This is a genomic window from Klugiella xanthotipulae, from assembly GCF_006716695.1.
Taxonomy (GTDB): domain Bacteria; phylum Actinomycetota; class Actinomycetes; order Actinomycetales; family Microbacteriaceae; genus Klugiella; species Klugiella xanthotipulae.
Genome location: NZ_VFPN01000003.1, coordinates 113,094 through 130,812, shown reverse-complemented (window position 1 = coordinate 130,812; position 17,719 = coordinate 113,094). Strand labels below are relative to the sequence as shown.

Below are 17,719 nucleotides of genomic sequence, written 5' to 3'. Positions count from 1 at the left end.
AGGGTGAATTATGCTCGCGCCCAATATGGGCGAGTAGCGTGCGCGACGGCCACAAACATCAAGTTAGGGTTCCACCCCTCGGTCGTTTCTCCGTGCGCCGTTGCCTTCCCCATACTGCTCCCTTTTCCTGACAGATTCCGGTGATACCGGTAGGTCGCCTCTTCCAAGTTAGTGGTGTGCAGCGACCCTCACCTTGCTCGGAATTTCAGCGGAAATCGCAGCCGAGATCAACGCAGATGACCGCGACATCCGGGTGGATGAGCGGCTCCCGACAATCACCGGCACCGCCCGATTCGTCTCCGGCCAGCCGCAACTCACCGACATCGCTGGACGGACCCTGCAGCTACCGGGTCAGCGGTAAACCCGATTGACCTGGCACTCCTTCAACAGACTGAGAATGCTCACGACCCACCGCCGAGTGGCCGCAGACCAGAAATCAGCCTGAGCCCGAGTCGAAAATCTGCGATATGGGCGCTCAGACAACCGGCATCTCAGGAGAAATCAGGCCAAACACGTTCCCATCAGGATCTCGCAGGTAGGCGAGTCGGCCAACACCCGGCGTAGTGTTCGGGGCCATCGCTTCCGCGCCGCCGAGTTCAATTCCGCGGGCAAAGATCCCATCCACATCCCCGACCGCAACAACAAGCACGGCACCGTTGACGGGGTCGCCCGACGCGGGGCGGGGACCGCGGCGCTGAGTCAGACCACCATTGATGCCGTAGCCGGTAGCCTCCGTCGTAACGGAGCCCTCCCCCGTCTCGATAGTCCAATACGTCATCTCGCCAAATCGGGTGAAGTTCCAACCGAGAAGCTCAGAATAGAATGCGATCACCTTCTCCGGCTCGGATGCATGAATTTCAAAATGAATAACCAGATGCGACACGCGCGTTCTCCACTTCTCTCCTGAATATCATCGCTTTCCGTGCAAGTGGCACCGCTAGAAAGCATTTCACCCCAGGATACGCCGTCCGTTCAGATAGGCGACCAGACGCCACGCGGCGAAAGATCACACGATAGCCAGGCATCAAAAAAGAGTCGAGACCCAACAGCAACCGCGTGGTTACACGTTGGAATGTCGAACGTTCAGTGCCGAGCTGGATGATGTTCGAAACCCGGTCGTCCCCGAAACAGCTGCTCGCCTGTTCGCTCTCTAACGCTGGTGCGTGTACTCGACAGGTGGCCGCCACGGTTGGGATGCATCGGCAAACTGTGATGCGTCATGTGCGCACGGCAGGAGCAACACGTCGTCAACCAGGTCTCGACCCAGAGTAGGTTGAACGAGTCTGACATCCCTATCGTGAGGACTATACCCTGGCGCAGATTAGTGAATCGCCCCGGGTTTAGTGGAGGGCGAGTTCTCCCGGCGCCGGCTGGCGCTGGGAGTTCATCTCACGGTAGTACGCGTTCTCTTTCTCGATGGGTGTGAGGTATCCGATCGAGGAATGGTTTGGCCTGGGTTTAGTTCCGTACTTTCAACAAGGATAGGAACACCATGGCAAACAAATATGAACCAGAATTCCGTGAACGCGCGCTGCGTATGCTCACCGAAGCGCTCCCCGAGCATACGAGCCTCAACGCAGCCAGCAACCAGGTCGGCAAGCTCCTCGGTGTCTCACCAGACACGCTGCGTATCTGGCATCGTCAAACGCTGATCGATACTGGCCAAAAACCCGGCGTGACCACTGATATGAACGAGGAGAACCGGCGACTGCGCCGCGAAGTCGCTGAACTCAAGAAAGCAAACGAAGTCTTGCGAGCTGCGAGCATATTTTTCGCCAAGGAACTCGACCCGCCACGAACGAAATGATCCAATTCATCGATACCTATCGTGATCGTTTCGGGGTTGAGTTCCTGTGCCGTGTGCTGGGCTCGGCAATTCGTGTTTCTGACGTCCCGAGGATATCGGGCAGCGAAACACAGACTCCCGTCGGTCAGGAAACTACGCGACGAGATTCTCGTCACCGAGATCCGTCAACTCCACAAACAGCACTACAGCGTCTACGGGCGCCGCAAGATGCACGCCCTCCTCACCAGAGCAGGGTGGGTCATCGGACGCGACCAAACCGAGCGTCTGATGAAAATCGCCGGAGTGCGTGGAGTACGTCGTTCGAAGAGAGCCTTCACAACAACGAGTGACGTCAGGGATCAGCTGCCGGGTGATCTCGTCGAACGCCAGTTCGTGGCCGACGGGCCAATGAAGTTGTTGGTGTGTGACATCACTTACGTTGCTACGTGGGCTGGGTTCGCATACACCGCGTTCATTATTGATGTCTTTGATCGTAAGATCGTTGGCTGGAACGTTGCCTCAACACTGAAAGCTGAGATACTGCCGCTGCAGGCGCTTGAGATGGCGGCCTGGCAATCAGGTGGAACGCTCGACGGGGCCGTGCATCACAGCGACCACGGATCGAACTACATGTCGATGGTCTACTCCAACCGCGTCAGAGAACTGGGGGCGATTCCTTCAACGGGGACCGTAGGTGACAGCTACGATAATGCCCTGGCCGAGTCAGTGAACGCGCTCTACAAAGCAGAACTCATCCGCAGGCGTGGCCCCTGGAAAACAGTTGAGGAAGTCGAACTCGCCACCCTGGAGTATGTGTGGTGGTGGAACAATGAGCGCCTCCACGGCGAGCTAGGCAGGCGAACCCCGGTCGAGGTTGAGACGGCGTACTATGCTGAGGCGCAGTCACTCGTGACAACCGTCGAGTGATGAACAAAATAGTCGGAACTAAACCCAGGCCAAACCAGTCGGTGGCAAGGCCATCATCCTGGGGCACGGCCTGCGCAACCGACTCAACCCCCTCGATGAGGGATACCGCCCCGGAGGTCTGACAGACCTCGAGTGGGGTGCCGCTGTTGAAGCCCGACGGCGAGACCTCATCGGGGCACTCGCCGAAACCGTCCTAGAGCGCCCTATGACACCGCTGGAGCATACGGCCGTGGATGTGGCTCTGAAGACGGTGATGGCAACAGCGACCGTGCCGATCCTGCCCATGGTCGTTGACTACCTGCTGAATCCTGACCCCGGCGGGTTTGGTGCAGACCGGTTGCAGGAGGACGGCCGACTTGTCGGGCATGCTCTGCGCCGACTCGTGTACGGAGACCTCGCCGGGCTTTTCGACGGGCCATCCACGGTAACCTTCGACCCCACCCTCCCCATGATCAGCCTTGACCTGTCCCGGGTGGTGGAGAATTCCACCCTGATCAGCGTGCTGATGACGTGCTCCTCGGCGTGGATGGAAGCGGCGCTCCTGGACCCGAACGGTGGGCAGCGGTGGGTGGTGTATGACGAAGCCTGGCGGTTAATGTCACACCCCGCCCTGCTCAAGCGAATGGATGCTCAATGGCGACTCGCCCGTCACTACGGCATCGCCAACCTCCTCGTCTTCCACAAGCTCACCGATCTCGACACCGTCGGAGATCACGGATCCGCGATGAGAGCCCTCGCCTCTTCCCTCCTAGCCAACGCAGAGTCCCGAATCATCTACCGGCAGGAATCCGACCAACTCGGAACAACAGCAGCAACACTCGGCCTCACCAGAACCGAACAGAAGCTCCTACCGACACTGGGGACAGGGCAAGGGCTGTGGCGAATCAAGGACCGGTCATTTGTCGTGCAGCACCAACTCCACCCCGAAGAACTCGCCGCCTTTGATACGACACAACGCATGACCCAAGAGCCCACGAACCGATAGCCGATAGGAGACACGACGTGAGTGAACCAGAGCAACAATCTGAGCGACGGCAGCCGTCACCAAGTCGGGGGCAACTCAGTGACATTATGTTCACCTTCGACATCTGTATGCAGCAAATTGGGATCACGTTCATGGACCACGTTCACCTGTCCTACGAGGACCCTGAAACCTTCGGCGGCGGCCACTGCTTGATGGAGAATAATTCCCCGGGCATGGCACGAGAGTAGCGCTAGCATATTTGCGCCACATACAAAATCTCGCTTTTCGTCCGTTAATGGTGCCTGGACTCTATCTCCTCTCAGCCAAACAGAAAAACGAGACCGAGTAGCATTGGTGGCAAACCAGGAGGTCCGCATGAAACCCGAACGCGCCATCATCGAGCTGCGTAATTTGAACGACTGCGCAGCCAGTGATCCTGCAGTTCAAGCCGATACACCTGCAAATAAGGAGTGGAAAGCGAAAGTACAGGCAGTCCTGCAGCAGAGTTTGGGCTCAGATTCCACCATTGTCGAAGACTTTTCAAAGCTTAAGTACAGTATGGGATTTTGGACAGGTGCTCCTGGCGAAGATGAGATACATGCAGAATTTTTCCGTAGTCGAATGCGCGATGCTTGCAGCATAATCGATGCAGCAATCTACGTGCTTGAAATCGCTGTAGGCCCATCAGCGGCAGATAGCACCCAGTATGATTCTGGGCTGTGGAGCCATGTAAGACACTCCGTAATAGAGGAACGTTGGGAGCAAGTCCCGAGTGCTGCCTGCATCTATGTAGAGCATAAAGTTCGCCAATGGGCAGGGAACCCCGTAGGCTCCGACGGCAAGAAGCTCGTGGGCCATTCCCTCTTCACCAAGGCGCTCAATTCAGGTGGGCCGTTAGCTTTGGGTAGTCAACCGAACGAGACTGATGGCTGGCGAAATCTAGGTACTGGCCTTATTGCAGCCATTGGAAATGTCGACAGACACGGAATCCAGGATCGCAACGACGTCAAGAAATACGCACTGGGGGTTCTAGGGCTATCCAGCCTACTACTCAGTCAGATCAAACTTCAACACTCCGACTTAATGGATCAAAACGATAAGCAGAAGTAACAAGATCACCCTTGTACTGCTACCAATATGAGTCGCCTAAGTGACGACAGTTATAGCATCACCCAATCCAAGCTGGAAAACGGACTCCATGAGCGAGGCCATTAGCATTACAGCTATCATGCAATTATGCTCATCTAGATGCTCATCAGAAACCCGATGCGATATCATATGACGAGCAATACCCTTAGGCTGAGGCTTACCGGATTTAGGGTGCCATTCGACATAGAAAGAAACGAATGGAGCCCGAGTAGCCTTCTCAATCGTTTCATCGGACACAGATGACCCTGCGAATCCGTGATTCTTTACTAGCCCTTGCGGGTTGGTAGGCCAGTCAAGGTTTTCAACAATCGTATGAACGATCATCACAGCAGATACAGCAGCAACACGCCAATGCCCAGAATGACACGCCTCAATAACCTCTTCAGCAAGTGGTATTTGTGCAGCCATAAAGTCATTCTCAAATCCTAAAACTAATTTTGTACAATCTTCAAGCACAGCATCGCGATGTTCATGGAGGATAACTATCCGCTCCTCGGCACTCGATGCCGTTACAAGCTTCAAGAAAATCTCGCGTCTTGGAACCCATGCCAGAGGCAAGCCTTCTACGTTAAGTGCCTCCTCAATAGCAGGCAGAAATTCCTCGAAATTTTCAGGCCAATTCGCAGGTATAAGACTGCGACGACGCAGAGATTCCCAGTCAATCCTCTCGAATATTCTATCAAGTTGGTCTTGAGCGATCCAGCTTAAAGTTGGAATCATGAATCGGGCAACAGTCGGGAAGCTTATTTTCGGAACCGAAGTTTGAATTTTGGCAATAAGCGGAGCGATTCCTGTAGCAAATGACTGAGACACATTGACACTCTCCACAAATGGGCTCAAATCAACTACCGGATTCACTGATTTCATCGCGGAAATCAATTCAGAGAATCTTGCCGTCTGCATTGATTGAATAGCATTTAGGGTGGAGGGGGCGATTAAGCGACTAACATCGATTTGAGGTGCATTTGTAACGAAAGCTTTCGCAATTCTAGTTCGTGCCACGAGGTCAGAACCTAATGAAATTGAGGGCGCTACCTCGACATTCTCGGCTTTTTCGTTCCCCACTAAATCCGGCGCGGCGTTCTCTTCTAGATCTGGCATTACGCTCCTCATACATAAAGCATCCCTTAACAGGGTAGCGGCCGCCTGGGCTAAGGCGCTCCACCCCACACTCATGAAGACCGTGCCTCGTACCTATCCCCTATGAAGTTTAAAGGTTTACGGTGGTCAGACTCGTTAACAACACATCGGATGCGCGGGGGAACCCGCCGCCTCACGGCCAACAAAATGGAACATCCGTTACGAGCGTCTGAACCGCATGGCCTGCCGGTTGTGGTTGCGAAGTTTCAGGACGCAGACCATGCCGTAGTGATTCTCAACGGAGAGCCCCTGAACGATGCCCGGGTTCACCGGTCTGCTCTTGGCGCCGCTATTACCGACGCGGTGAGTTCGCTGGCGAGGCCTACGCGGGTTGAAATTCACGAGAGTGACGGGTCTCGTCATGTCGACATTCTGACACCGCCACGTCCGCCCTCGGCCTGTGCACCCACTCGCACTTCGGAACCGCCTCGCACGCCTACCTCGCTCATCGACCTCGTCGGGGATGGCTTTGCTCCCGGGGAACACGTTGCAGTGTGTCTTGTGATGAAACATGTCCCCGCTACACACGACGGGCTCGTGCACACCACGATCGGCAAAGATGAGCAACTCCGCATGGCGGGAGAACTCGCCTTTGTCGGGCGGGTCTCGGGACGAGTGAGTATCCAGACGCTCCCCTGACCGCGGGTCTCCCTACCTTCCTCATGCCGCGCGAGCGGCGGGGAAGGAGGCACCGCTCATGGTGCAGCACGCGAGATCAGCAAACGACGCCCTACTGAATATCGCGCTCGGAGGGTTCGGGGCTACCGCGCTGACCGCAGCGCTCCTACGTGGGGCCGCATCTGTGGCCGCGTTTATTGCCGGGCTACCTGCACCAACGGGTGGCCCGGCATCGGGGCTTGCGGCGGTGTTCACCGCGGCCGACCCCGGCGGAGCCGTGGGTGCGCCGGGGCTGAACCCGTTTCTGTACTGGGGTGTCGTCGTGGTGCTGCTCAGCGCCTGCGGGGCCATTCTCGTCTGGGGATGGCGTGTGTTCCGTGGGGTTCGTGAGCGGAATGAGGTCCACAACATCCCGGGGACAGCATCGGCGGATGAAATCCGACGTGTCGCGTCCGCGAAGGCCCTCCTATCCCGCGCGAAAACCCTTCGGCCCTCCCTCGGACAACGTGTCACCGCCCCCGATCTGGGCTATCTTCTCGGGACGGCAAAGAGGGAACCGGTGTGGGCGACTGTCGAGGATTCTGTGCTTCTGATTGGGCCTCCCCGCTCCGGCAAAGGCCTCCACATTGTCATCAACGCGATCCTCGACGCCCCTGGGGCAGTCATTACGACATCCACCCGGCCAGACAACCTCACTGCCACAATCACCGCCCGGGAAGCTATCGGACCGGTGGCCGTCTTTGACCCGCAACAGCTTGTTCCCGGGCTACCGTCTGGGTTGCGGTGGTCGCCCGTTCGTGGGTGTCAGGATCCGCTCACCGCCATGATCCGAGCCAAGGGATTGGCTTCCGCGACAGGGTTTGGCGGTGTCTCGGATGCGAGCTTCTGGGAAGGTAAAACTACCGCCGCTATCCAGGCCCTCCTCCACGCCGCCGCGTTGGACGGGCTGAGCACGAAGATGCTCTACCAGTGGGCGCTCAACCCCACGAGCGCCGCCGACGCTGTACGTATTCTCTTCACCCACCCTGACGCTGCCGACGGGTGGGCAGAATCCCTGGACTCCATGATCCAGGCAGACCCTCGAACACGGGACTCTATCTGGCAAGGCGTGTCCCTCGCGTTCTCCGCCCTGGCTGACCCTCGCGTACTAACGGCGGTCTCCCCCAGCCCCGATGAAGAGTTTGACCCCGTGGAATTCCTCCGCAACCGCGGCACGCTCTACCTGCTAGCCACGGGCGCGGGGGCCGGTGCGTCATCCGCCCTGGTCGCAGCATTCGTGGAGGACCTCGTTGAAACGGCACGAAAGATCGCTGCCCGCTCTGCCGGTGCACGCATGGACCCGCCGATGCTCCTCGCTCTCGATGAAATCGGTAACCTTGCCCCGTTGCCGTCACTCCCAACGCTCATGGCCGAAGGTGGCGGCACGGGGATCACGACGCTGCCCGTTCTACAGTCCTTGGCCCAGGCACGAGAAAAATGGGGCGACAACAACGCCAACGCTATCTGGGACGCCTCCATCGTGAAGATCATCCTGGGTGGGGCGTCCAATTCCAGGGATCTCCAAGACATCGCGACTCTCATTGGCGACCGAGACGAAACGACCTACTCCACCACCACAGATGCTGGTGGCGGCCGGTCTGCCCAAAGTTCCATCCGACGAGTTCCCATCCTGCCACCGGACGCCCTCCGCACACTACCGTTCGGCACCGGCGTCGTCATGCTGCGCTCCGCCCGCCCAATCATCACCCGCCTGCGCGCCTGGCCGACACGTCCCGACGCCCAGCTACTGAAAACCCAAAAGGCAGCTGTGGAGGCGCAAATGGGCGGGGACGAGCCTCAATAGCTGTGTCGTTACCATTCGTCTCGCGAGCCACGTTCACGGCGTCCCGGTGTCTCAAGGACCACCGGCATCGGGCCTGAGGGCTTCGCCTCCGTACCTCTTTGTCAGGCAGCCGATTCGGGCTGCCCCACCTACTACCCTGCGGAGGTCACCCGATGGCTATTACAACAAAACTCTCACTCTCCGGCTTTATCGCTTCGGACCCCCAACTCACATTCACCGGTTCAGGTGATGCCCGCTTCTACGCGAGAGTGGGTCAGGAGCACTTCAGCCGATCTGAAGACGGAGTCTTCACGCCGCTGGATCCGACGTTCACCGATCTCGTGGTCTTCCGAAAAGCCGCAGAACGTGCATACACGCAGTTCCAGAAAGGTGACCGGTTTATCGCCGAAGGCGACGTGCGCTCTTACGCCCAGAAGATCGACGGTGAAGACGTCCAGCGTGAACAATTCGTCGCGGCCCGCGTCGGGCATGACGGCAACCGAACCACCTACACCGTTGACCGCACCCCACGCGGACGTGAGACGGAGCGCGAATCCGCGACGAAGGAGCCTGTCGGCACCGACCTCGTCCAGGCCGCCCTCGAACAGCGGGAAACGACCCTTGAGACAGAACCCACGCCGGCCGGTGTTGCTACCGACTCCCGTCCGCAGATCGCCCGATAGGCCCACAAGACCATGGACACGCACAACAACGAAGCTGAAGCCTTCGAGGACTCGGAAGCCGAGCTCGCGGACGCTCTTGAGCTGATCGTGAAAGAGCAATACGAGCAGCACATCAACGACGAGTTGGGTAGCGTCCCACGCCCAATCAATTTTCGGACGCTACAGCCCGGCGACCTAGAAGTTGAACTCCTCGCCCTCAACGCCTGGGTCGATTGGCTACGGCACGAATACGGCCTCCCCGCACAGATCGTGCCGCCGATGTGGCATCGACACCCTGAACTGGTCTGGGAGCTTTCGGCTCTACGTCAATATTGGTTGTTCTCCTACGACCCGCAAGCAAAAGGTAACCAGGCGGTGATGTGGCACCACGAATTCGCTGCCGCCCGCGAGCGGCTCCGTGACTGGGTCACGATCTCCGGAACCCGCCTCGACCGAGACCGGCCGACCCGCGTCACCCCCTGGCCGGGTGGTGAATCTGAAGACTGGACAGAACCCGATGCAGGAGAGCGTCCCGTCAGTCAGCGCACAAACGACTTCCTCGACTACGTCCACGAGCAGGTCACGACACGAGTTCAGAACTTGGAAGCTGCATCCACGACCGTTGTCGATGAGAATGCTGGTGGATTCTGATGGGTCGTACCCGTGTCTATCAGCGCACGACGGACTACGTTCCTCGGGATGAACGTGTTCTCACGGTGCGTGCCGTCCACCGTACGGAGCCTGACGTGGGGAAGCTCACCGAGGCGTTTATCCGTCTTGCGCTGCAACGCGTCACCGACGCGCGCGCGGCCAGGGAAGAGAAGGCACCGCCGTCTTCGCTGAAGCCCGGCACCCACCGCTAACACACTGGCAGGCAGAGGTAACATCACAAGCCAAGCCCGATAAACAAGAGATTTCGGGGCGCGTTACACACCACGGGCGGACCCCTGCTCGGAGCTTCTGCTCCCCAGGGAATGCAGCCGCAGGCCTTCCAGGCCTCGCACCTCTCGGCAGCCACCCGCGCCCCACACACCACTCGCGGCTTGCCTGCTCGACACGATTGAAAGGAGCCCTCGATGCTCACTCAGAGCCTGCTCACCCCCTCCACAACCATTGCCGAAGCCCAACTGTCTGAACGTGATCTGGCATCAGCGGTTTCTTACCTTCGCGTGTCAACAAAAGAACAGGCCGAGAAAGGAGGCAAAGCGGAAGGGTTTTCAATCCCGGCCCAGCGGGCTGCAAACCAGAAGAAAGCGGCACAGATCGGCGCGTCAGTCATCGAGGAATTTGTTGATGCTGGAGAGTCAGCCAAGAAAGCAGACCGGCCTGCGCTGCAAGAGATGATCCGGTACGTCAAGACCCACCGGGTCAAGTACTGCATCGTTCATAAAGTCGATCGACTCGCCCGGAACCGTGCCGACGACGTCGCGATCCACTATGCCCTCCAAGAAGCTGGCGTCACCCTCGTATCGGCTACCGAGAACATTGATGAGACCCCGTCAGGGATGCTCCTGCACGGCATCATGTCAACTATTGCCGAGTTCTACTCCCGCAACCTCGCCACCGAAGTTGTCAAAGGTATGACCCAGAAAGCGATGAGCGGCGGCACCCCTACCAAGGCACCCCTCGGGTATCTCAACACCCTTGAACGTGACAAACTCGGTCGGGAAGTGCGCTCCGTTGCGACCGACCCAGAACGTGCACCCCTCGTCGCCTGGGCGTTCCAAGCCTACGCATCAGGGAACTACAGTCTCTCCGAGCTCCAGAAAGAACTCGCGCTAAAAGGCCTCACGACGCTCCCAACACCCAAACGCCCGTCCCGGGCAGTCCCGGTATCATCCCTGCACAGGATGCTCCGCAGCCCCTATTACAAGGGCGACGTCGTCTACAAAAGCGTCCGCTACGACGGAGAACACCACCGCCTCGTTGAACCCGAAGTATGGCTCGCCGTGCAGAGCGTCCTCTCCGCCCACAACCTCTCCGGCGACCGCACACAACGACACGACCACTACCTCAAAGGCACAGTGTTCTGCGGGTCATGCGACTCCCGCCTCATGATCAACCACGCCCGCTCAGGAAGCGGCACAATCTACCCCTACTTCGTCTGTTCCGGCCGGCACCAACGCACCACCAACTGCACCCAAAAAGCCCTACACGCCACAGACATCGAAAACCTCGTCACGAACTACTACAAGAACATCCACATCCCGCGCGAAACAGTAGACGTCCTCCGCGAATCGCTCAACTTCGAGCTTGACCGGCTCACCGCGGCCGCGGGGACCGAAGCCGCCGAACTCAGCACCCGTCGAACGAAAAACCTCGCAGAACAAGACCGACTGCTGAACGCTCACCTCGCTGACGCAATCACCCTCGAACAGTTCACAGCAAAACAGAACACCCTCCGAGCCGAACTCGACACCATCGATTCCCGCCTCGCCGAACACCACAACGACTACGCCGAAGCACGCCTCCACATCAACGACTGCCTCGAACTCGCCGCAGACATATCCCGCATCTATAACGGATGCGATGACCACACCCGCCGACTCTGCAACCAAGCCTTCTTCGAGAAAATCTACATCGACGAAAACCACACCATCAGACCAGAATTCGCAACACCCTTCGATACCGTCCTCAACCAGGAAAAAACCAAAGCAGCACACGAATGGTCCACACAACGAGCAGCCACGAGCAACGAGTCCGAAGTCCCAACCCCAAGCATTTGGCTGCAAGTTGGAACGTCGAACATCAGGTGCCCCCGGCTGGATTCGAACCAGCGACCGACAGATTAGAAGGCTGTTGCTCTATCCCCTGAGCTACGGGGGCGACAAACCACTACCTTAGCGCAGTCTCCCGTACCTCGTCACCGCAACCAGCCGATAGCTAGCTCTGCAGAGCCTGACGCCTCACGCGGAAACGCGTTGCCCCGAACACAACAAAAAAGACGAGCCCCTGAATCAGCACGACCATCCCACCCGAAGAGGTATTGGCGTAGTAGCTAATGTAGAGGCCCAGCACGGCGCATCCGGCGGCCAACAGAGGGCCAGCCCACAGCATCCGACTCAGGCGCCTAGTGAGCAATAGGGAGGTCGCCCCCGGGATAATCAGCATCGCCACGACGAGGATCACACCCACCGCCTGAAGTGCCACCACAACGGTGAGCGCCAGGAGACCCAGCAGGAGGGCGTTAAGCCGACGCACGGATAATCCAACGGTGTGGGCCTGCACCGGGTCGAAGGCAAAAAGTGTGAGGTCACGCCGTTTGACGACCACGGTAGTGAGCACAACCGCCGCGACCACCACGACCTGCCACATATCGCCGCTCGTGGTGCCCAGCAAATTGCCAAAAAGGATGTGCTGAAGGTCCACCTGGCTGGGGATGATCGAGATCAAGACGAGTCCCAGTGCAAAAAGGGAGGTGAAAACGATCCCGATTGCGGCGTCCTCCTTCAGCTCTGAGCGGCCCCGGACAACCCCAATAAGGAACACCGCTCCCCCGCCGAAAGCGAGCGCCCCCAGGGCAAAAGGGACGCCAAGCGCATAGGCAATAACCACACCGGGCAAGACCGCATGCGACACCGCATCCCCCATCAGTGACCAGCCGATGAGTATAAGCCAGGAACTCAACACAGCACAGACAATACTTGCAATCACGGTAACGAGCAGTGCGCGCTGCATAAAAGCGTAGCCGAGGGGCTCTGTTAGCAGGTCGATGGGGTTCATACCGCGCCACCCTCCCCGGTCACGGCACCCGCGCTGCCCTCACCGAGGCCCGCGGCAAATGCTCGGGCAAGATGGGCGTCGCTGAGAGCATCAGCCGGTGAGCCCTCAAAAAGTGCACGCCGGTACCAGAGCACGACGCTGTCGCACAGCCCAGGCAGCGAGGCAACATCGTGGCTTGAGATCAGCACGCTCACCCCCTCGGCGGCAAGTGAGCGGATGACCGCACTAATCTCCCGTTGAGAAGTCGCGTCAACCCCGCTAAACGGCTCATCGAGGAGGAGAATGTCGGCTCCCTGCGCGATGGCCCTGGCCAGAAAAACCCGCTTGCGCTGACCGCCAGAGAGCTCACCAATACTTCGTTCGACAAGTTTTTCGGTACCCGTCCGAGCCACGGCCTCGCGGCAGGCGGCACGGTCCGCCGGAGCCAGCCTGCGAGTCATCCCGAGGCGGCCGTATCGTCCCATCTCAACCACCTGGCCCACACTCAACGGAAAGGTCTCGTCAATCGACTCGGTTTGCGGCACGTACGTGATCGACGCCTTCCTCCTCGCTGCCGCCACGGAACCACCCCGAACGGTTACCGTTCCGGACGTCGGCTGAACCAACCCCAGGATCGACTTCATCAGGGTGGACTTACCCGACCCGTTGACTCCGACCAGCCCCGTCACCACCCCCGCTCTGAGACGGAGGCTCGCCCCTTCCAGCGCCCGAACGGTACCGTAGGATACCGACACCTCTCGGAGCTCGAGAACCACATCATCAGCCGCCATCATCACCCCTCGTCAGCCCCGCCACAATTACGCCCACGTTGTATTCGATGAGTTTCATGTAGGTTGGCACGGGACCCTCGGGGGTACTGAGAGAGTCAACGTACAGCACCCCGCCGAATCGAGCCTGTGCCTCATCTGCCACCTGCTCCATGGTTCGGGCCGAAACCGTAGATTCGCAAAACACCGCCGACACATCGTTATCGCGTACAAAATCAATCGCCGCAGCCACCGACTGCGGGGTAGCCTCAGACTCCGCATTGACGGGCCACAGATACTGCTCTGTGAGGCCCTCGTCGCGCGCCACATAGCTGAAAGCTCCCTCGCAGGTCACGAGGGCTCTCTGCCCGGTAGGTAATTCCGCGAGTGCAGCGGCTAGCGTCTCCCCTATACCTCGAATATCGTCCGCGTAACTCTCCGCGTTGGCCCGGTAGGCGGCCGTGTTGGTCGGGTCAAGTCGAACAAACGCATCAGCAATGTTGTGGACGTAAATGATGGCGTTAGTCGGCGACATCCAGGCGTGGGGGTTAGCGTGCCCTACCGCTTGGCCCTCACCGATGGGGATGGGCTCAATCCCGTCTGACACGACCACGTGTGGAACGTCAAGATCGGCAACAAAGCGCTCAAACCATCTCTCCAACCCCAGCCCGTTGTCCAGGATGAGGTCGGCATCGGCAGCCACCGTGAGATCGGCCGGCGTCGGTTCATAGCCATGAATCTCTGCCCCCACCTTGGTGAGCGACTGCACGCGCAGGTGGTCCCCCGCCACGTTCCGCGCTATGTCGGCGAGCACAGTAAAAGTTGTTAACACGAGGGGACGGGAGCCAGCTGACGGGGAGTCGCTGACCGGGGGGCGTTCCGAGGCTGAACACCCCGCCATCACCAGAGCCAGGCATAGCGATGCGGCGAGTGATATCCGCCGCATTGACAGCGCAAGCATGTTCGACATGGCTAACATTCTACTTCGGTATGGCGACTTTAAGTGAGCTTCCGAGGCGACACACAAACCCAACACCATCCCCACGAAGATCAGCCCATAATCAAAGCCAGCATCGACACGAGACAGGCCTAAGCTAAGACAATGAGTACACCCGCGGAACAACTTGTTTGGATTGATTGCGAGATGACGGGACTCGACCCCAGCATCGACGAACTAGTCGAAATCGCCGTCGTCATCACAGACTTTGACCTTGCGCCACTGGATGCAGGGTTCAGTATCGTGATCGCCCCCAGCGAGGCCGCCTACAACAACATGGGCGAGTTCGTGTTGAACATGCACACGGAGTCGGGATTGCTCGCCGAAATCCCCGGTGGCGTTCCTGTTGCCCAGGCCGAGAAGCAGGTAATCGAATACATCGACCGCTTTGTTCCCTCCGGCAAGCGCGCTCTTCTCGCCGGAAACACGATCGGCACAGACCGGATGTTCCTGGCCCGCTATATGCCAACCCTCGACGAGCATCTGCACTACCGCAACATCGACGTGTCCTCAATCAAAGAACTCGCCCGCCGCTGGTTCCCCCCCACCTACTACAACGCACCCGAGAAGAACGGTGGCCACCGAGCCCTGGCCGACATCCTGGAATCCATCCGCGAACTGGCATACTACCGATCCGCGGTCTTTATTCCGGGCGAGGGCCCGGGCAATACCGAGTCTCAGGGCATTGCAACGGACACGGTGGACACCTTCGCCGAAAAAATGTACTAAGCTAGCGGGGTTGCTGTTTGATAAAGACAGTGAAACATGGTGGCTATAGCTCAGTTGGTAGAGCGCTGGCTTGTGGTGCCGGAAGTCGCGGGTTCGAGCCCCGTTAGCCACCCCATAGTGATCCTCAACGGATAACGCGAAGAACCCCCGGTCAACAGCCGGGGGTTCTTCGCGTTATGGATCAACCCTGTAGCCCCAGCGGCGCACCTGTGCCAGGCTTAAGAAATGGTTGAGATCACCGACACCGACTTCGAGCTGCTCGTCACAGCCGAACTTGACGCGCTGCCCGACGCCATAGTGGAAAACCTTGACAACCTTGTCATCGCGATCGAAGACATCCCCGAAGACGGCAGCGCCGACCTGCTAGGCCTCTACGACGGTCTTGCCCTCACCGAACGCGGAAACTATGGCTTTGGAGAGATCCCCGACCGGATCACGCTCTACAAAAACAATTTGCAGGCAATCTGCAACACCCTCGACGAACTCCGCGACGAGGTGCATATCACCCTCGTGCACGAGATCGCCCACCACTTTGGGATAGATGATGCGCGGCTGCACGAGCTAGGCTGGGCATAGTGTCCACCTATCCCAATCTCGAAGCCCCACCGCTGAGCAGTGCCGAGACCCATCAGCAGGTATCCCTCTCCCAGCAGAGCATGCCTGAGTCAGAGCGGCCGTGGCAGACGGTGGTCTGGGATGATCCGGTCAACCTCATGTCCTACGTAAGCTTTGTTTTCCAACGCCACTTTGGTTACACCCTGCAGCACGCGGAGGACCTGATGCTGCGTGTACACCACGACGGACACGCAATCGTGGCCGAAGGAAGCCGCGAAAAAATGGAAATGCACGTGGAGGCAATGCACGACTACGGCCTCTGGTCAACGCTCCGTCAGGCGGGTACCCCATGAGAATCAGCCGTATCAACGCCGAGGGGTTCACGGTGCTGCACATCCACGAGGACGAGGCCGACCTCGTGGAGACGCTGGTGGCCCAGTTGGTCAGTCTTTACCGCGACTACAGTACCGGAGAACCCGACCCCGACCCGCTCCTCGCGAGCCTCGACCTGGGCGGAGCAAGCTCGGCCCCCGCCGACCCCGCCCTCGCCCGGTTACTGCCGGATGCCTACGAAGATGACACCCTCGCAAGCGAGTTCCGACAGACCTCCGAGCGCGGCATCGTCAACCGCAAGATTCAGGACGCGGACAATGTCCTGGCCCTTCTTGGCGCAGCACGCCTCGACGGTATCGACCAGTTTCTACCCGACGAAGAAACCACCCTGACCCACGACGACCTACCCGCATTCGGTAGTGACACCGATAGCCGGGTGCTCAGCGTCCCCCTCGATGAGCACGGCTTCCTCTCCTGGGTTAAGACGTTGACAGCCATGCGGCTAGCCCTCGCCGCGCGACTCGCCATCGACACCGAGAACGACCTGGAACGTGAGCCCCTCGACGATATGGAGGCCAATACTCGCGCCGTCTACGACTGGCTCGCCGAGTTTACCGAGGCCCTCCTGAGCGCGCAGCGCTCGTAACATTGACCAGGGTAAGGTTTGCCAGCTGCGACGTGCCCTCCGTAGCGTAGAGCGCGTCCTCCTGTCGGCTCCAGCTCTCCCACCGGGGTTCAAACATCTCACCGTCGCGGGCGAGCGCACGTCGTTTCCGATCCGCCGCCGGGGAATCAAGCCACACACGCAGATCAGCTAGAGAGGCGCTCGCCCGGGTGACACAGCCACATCCCTCCACCAGCAGGGAGAGTGCGGGGTCAACCCGATGCCACTCGGCGAAATCTCCAGAGCCCCAGTCAAAGCGACGCCAACGTCCGACCACACCACGTGACCGCGGCTCAAGCACCTCGGTAATAATGGACTCACTCGCCGCGCGAAGCCCCTCCCAGCCCGGGTAGATATCGTCCATACTGATCAACTGGACCGGATCGGGCCGTGGCCAGGACTCCACGAGTTGCCGAGCAACAGTCGATTTCCCTGCGCCACTGCGCCCATCAATCAGGACAGTGACCGGCTGGGCGCTGAGCTGGGAAACGCGGGTACGGAGCATCCCCAACCCGGCATCCACGGCCTACCGCTTGAGCGCGCGCACGATTCGTGCAACGGCGCGTCCCGCAACCCACACAAAGGGGACAGCCACGCAGAGCAAAACAATCGGATTCGGCTGAAACTCAAGCGAGTCTCCCTGCTTGACATACGCCCCCAAGGGGACCGAGGCACCACCACCGCCACCGCCGTTCATAGCGCTATCGCTTTCGTCATCCTCAAGGCCCTGTCCCCCACCAAACCCAAACCAGCTGGAGGCCACGGGGATAATCGTGGTCCCCTCCAGCTCGACAGGGTCGCCATAAGATGCCTTAACACCGGTGGACGTCAGAATGTTCGCAAGATCTACGGTCAGATTAGCCATGAGCCAACGCTACCATCGGGTTCCCACCCGGGACAGTCC

At 59.2% G+C, this 17,719-nt stretch carries 22 protein-coding genes, 2 tRNA genes and 2 pseudogenes; 17 read left to right on the top strand and 9 right to left on the bottom strand.

Going from position 1 to position 17,719, the window contains the following annotated elements:
• Window positions 1-193 precede the first annotated feature (193 nt).
• Entirely contained in the window at window positions 194-361 is a 168-nt protein-coding gene (locus FB466_RS13510) for a hypothetical protein (RefSeq protein WP_170206104.1), read from the top strand.
• 114 nt (window positions 362-475) lie between these two features.
• On the opposite strand, the gene FB466_RS10025 is transcribed toward FB466_RS13510, so the two are convergent.
• The gene (locus FB466_RS10025) at window positions 476-883 is read right to left on the bottom strand and encodes a VOC family protein (protein WP_141918242.1); all 408 of its coding nucleotides are present in this window, start codon (window positions 881-883) and stop codon (window positions 476-478) included.
• A 609-nt stretch (window positions 884-1,492) separates the two neighbouring features.
• Here FB466_RS10025 and FB466_RS13900 point away from each other — a divergent pair.
• The 5 genes and pseudogenes from FB466_RS13900 (at window position 1,493) to FB466_RS10005 (ending at window position 4,787) form a co-directional block, all read left to right on the top strand.
• Window positions 1,493-1,807: a transposase gene (locus FB466_RS13900; protein WP_281285147.1), complete on the top strand. Its 315-nt coding sequence runs from the start codon at window positions 1,493-1,495 to the stop codon at window positions 1,805-1,807.
• A 21-nt stretch (window positions 1,808-1,828) separates the two neighbouring features.
• Complete coding sequence (locus tag FB466_RS10020; RefSeq protein WP_342777444.1) at window positions 1,829-2,713, top strand: IS3 family transposase; 885 nt, start codon at window positions 1,829-1,831, stop codon at window positions 2,711-2,713.
• A 28-nt stretch (window positions 2,714-2,741) separates the two neighbouring features.
• Window positions 2,742-3,698 (top strand): annotated as a pseudogene (locus FB466_RS10015) (ATP-binding protein); the annotation flags it as partial.
• A gap of 17 nt (window positions 3,699-3,715) precedes the next feature.
• Window positions 3,716-3,925, top strand: a complete 210-nt coding sequence (locus tag FB466_RS10010) for a hypothetical protein (RefSeq protein WP_141918241.1) — start codon at window positions 3,716-3,718, stop codon at window positions 3,923-3,925.
• Between the two features lie 127 nt (window positions 3,926-4,052).
• Window positions 4,053-4,787: a TIGR02391 family protein gene (locus FB466_RS10005; RefSeq protein WP_141918239.1), complete on the top strand. Its 735-nt coding sequence runs from the start codon at window positions 4,053-4,055 to the stop codon at window positions 4,785-4,787.
• 36 nt (window positions 4,788-4,823) lie between these two features.
• Here the strand turns inward: FB466_RS10005 and FB466_RS10000 are convergent, their stop codons facing one another.
• On the bottom strand, window positions 4,824-5,927 hold the full coding sequence (locus FB466_RS10000) for a hypothetical protein (protein WP_141918238.1): 1,104 nt from the start codon (window positions 5,925-5,927) through the stop codon (window positions 4,824-4,826).
• A 543-nt stretch (window positions 5,928-6,470) separates the two neighbouring features.
• Here FB466_RS10000 and FB466_RS13895 point away from each other — a divergent pair.
• From FB466_RS13895 to FB466_RS13760, 6 genes and pseudogenes are all read left to right on the top strand, one after another.
• Entirely contained in the window at window positions 6,471-6,605 is a 135-nt protein-coding gene (locus FB466_RS13895) for a hypothetical protein (protein WP_281285172.1), read from the top strand.
• 58 nt (window positions 6,606-6,663) lie between these two features.
• Window positions 6,664-8,427 carry a TraM recognition domain-containing protein gene (locus tag FB466_RS09995; RefSeq protein WP_141918236.1) on the top strand — a complete coding sequence of 588 codons (1,764 nt, stop codon included), beginning with the start codon at window positions 6,664-6,666 and terminating at the stop codon, window positions 8,425-8,427.
• 152 nt (window positions 8,428-8,579) lie between these two features.
• Entirely contained in the window at window positions 8,580-9,089 is a 510-nt protein-coding gene (locus FB466_RS09990; protein ID WP_141918234.1) for a single-stranded DNA-binding protein, read from the top strand.
• Between the two features lie 12 nt (window positions 9,090-9,101).
• The gene (locus FB466_RS09985; protein ID WP_141918232.1) at window positions 9,102-9,719 is read left to right on the top strand and encodes a hypothetical protein; all 618 of its coding nucleotides are present in this window, start codon (window positions 9,102-9,104) and stop codon (window positions 9,717-9,719) included.
• Window positions 9,719-9,931: a hypothetical protein gene (locus tag FB466_RS09980; RefSeq protein ID WP_141918231.1), complete on the top strand. Its 213-nt coding sequence runs from the start codon at window positions 9,719-9,721 to the stop codon at window positions 9,929-9,931. Before FB466_RS09985 ends, FB466_RS09980 begins: the two co-directional genes overlap by 1 nt.
• Window positions 9,932-10,144: 213 nt before the next feature.
• Window positions 10,145-11,200, top strand: a pseudogene (locus FB466_RS13760) (recombinase family protein); the annotation flags it as partial.
• A gap of 18 nt (window positions 11,201-11,218) precedes the next feature.
• Here FB466_RS13760 and FB466_RS13755 read toward each other — a convergent pair.
• The 5 genes from FB466_RS13755 to FB466_RS09955 all read right to left on the bottom strand — a co-directional run bounded on the left by FB466_RS13755 (window position 11,219) and on the right by FB466_RS09955 (window position 14,507).
• Window positions 11,219-11,662, bottom strand: a complete 444-nt coding sequence (locus FB466_RS13755; protein ID WP_246054623.1) for a hypothetical protein — start codon at window positions 11,660-11,662, stop codon at window positions 11,219-11,221.
• Between the two features lie 159 nt (window positions 11,663-11,821).
• A tRNA-Arg gene (locus tag FB466_RS09970) sits at window positions 11,822-11,894 on the bottom strand.
• Between the two features lie 57 nt (window positions 11,895-11,951).
• Window positions 11,952-12,791 (bottom strand): metal ABC transporter permease, encoded by an 840-nt coding sequence (locus FB466_RS09965; RefSeq protein WP_141918229.1) that lies wholly within the window; start codon window positions 12,789-12,791, stop codon window positions 11,952-11,954.
• Window positions 12,788-13,564, bottom strand: coding sequence for a metal ABC transporter ATP-binding protein (locus FB466_RS09960; protein ID WP_246054622.1), 777 nt, complete (start codon window positions 13,562-13,564; stop codon window positions 12,788-12,790). Before FB466_RS09960 ends, FB466_RS09965 begins: the two co-directional genes overlap by 4 nt.
• Complete coding sequence (locus FB466_RS09955) at window positions 13,551-14,507, bottom strand: metal ABC transporter substrate-binding protein (protein WP_141918227.1); 957 nt, start codon at window positions 14,505-14,507, stop codon at window positions 13,551-13,553. The genes FB466_RS09960 and FB466_RS09955 overlap by 14 nt, the downstream gene beginning before the upstream one ends.
• Window positions 14,508-14,639: 132 nt before the next feature.
• Between FB466_RS09955 and orn the strand changes: the two genes are divergently transcribed.
• From orn to FB466_RS09930, 5 genes are all read left to right on the top strand, one after another.
• Window positions 14,640-15,263: an oligoribonuclease gene (orn, locus tag FB466_RS09950; RefSeq protein WP_141918225.1), complete on the top strand. Its 624-nt coding sequence runs from the start codon at window positions 14,640-14,642 to the stop codon at window positions 15,261-15,263.
• Between the two features lie 39 nt (window positions 15,264-15,302).
• Window positions 15,303-15,378 (top strand) — tRNA-His (locus FB466_RS09945).
• 110 nt (window positions 15,379-15,488) lie between these two features.
• Window positions 15,489-15,839, top strand: a complete 351-nt coding sequence (locus tag FB466_RS09940; RefSeq protein ID WP_141918223.1) for a metallopeptidase family protein — start codon at window positions 15,489-15,491, stop codon at window positions 15,837-15,839.
• Window positions 15,840-15,919: 80 nt separating this feature from the next.
• Window positions 15,920-16,171, top strand: a complete 252-nt coding sequence (gene clpS, locus FB466_RS09935) for an ATP-dependent Clp protease adapter ClpS (RefSeq protein WP_141918694.1) — start codon at window positions 15,920-15,922, stop codon at window positions 16,169-16,171.
• Window positions 16,168-16,797, top strand: coding sequence for a DUF2017 family protein (locus tag FB466_RS09930; RefSeq protein ID WP_141918222.1), 630 nt, complete (start codon window positions 16,168-16,170; stop codon window positions 16,795-16,797). Before clpS ends, FB466_RS09930 begins: the two co-directional genes overlap by 4 nt.
• On the opposite strand, the gene FB466_RS09925 is transcribed toward FB466_RS09930, so the two are convergent.
• Complete coding sequence (locus FB466_RS09925; RefSeq protein ID WP_141918220.1) at window positions 16,763-17,320, bottom strand: nucleoside/nucleotide kinase family protein; 558 nt, start codon at window positions 17,318-17,320, stop codon at window positions 16,763-16,765. The genes FB466_RS09930 and FB466_RS09925 overlap by 35 nt on opposite strands.
• Before the next feature lie 21 nt (window positions 17,321-17,341).
• Window positions 17,342-17,680: a spore germination protein GerW family protein gene (locus tag FB466_RS09920; RefSeq protein WP_141918219.1), complete on the bottom strand. Its 339-nt coding sequence runs from the start codon at window positions 17,678-17,680 to the stop codon at window positions 17,342-17,344.
• Window positions 17,681-17,719 lie beyond the last annotated feature (39 nt).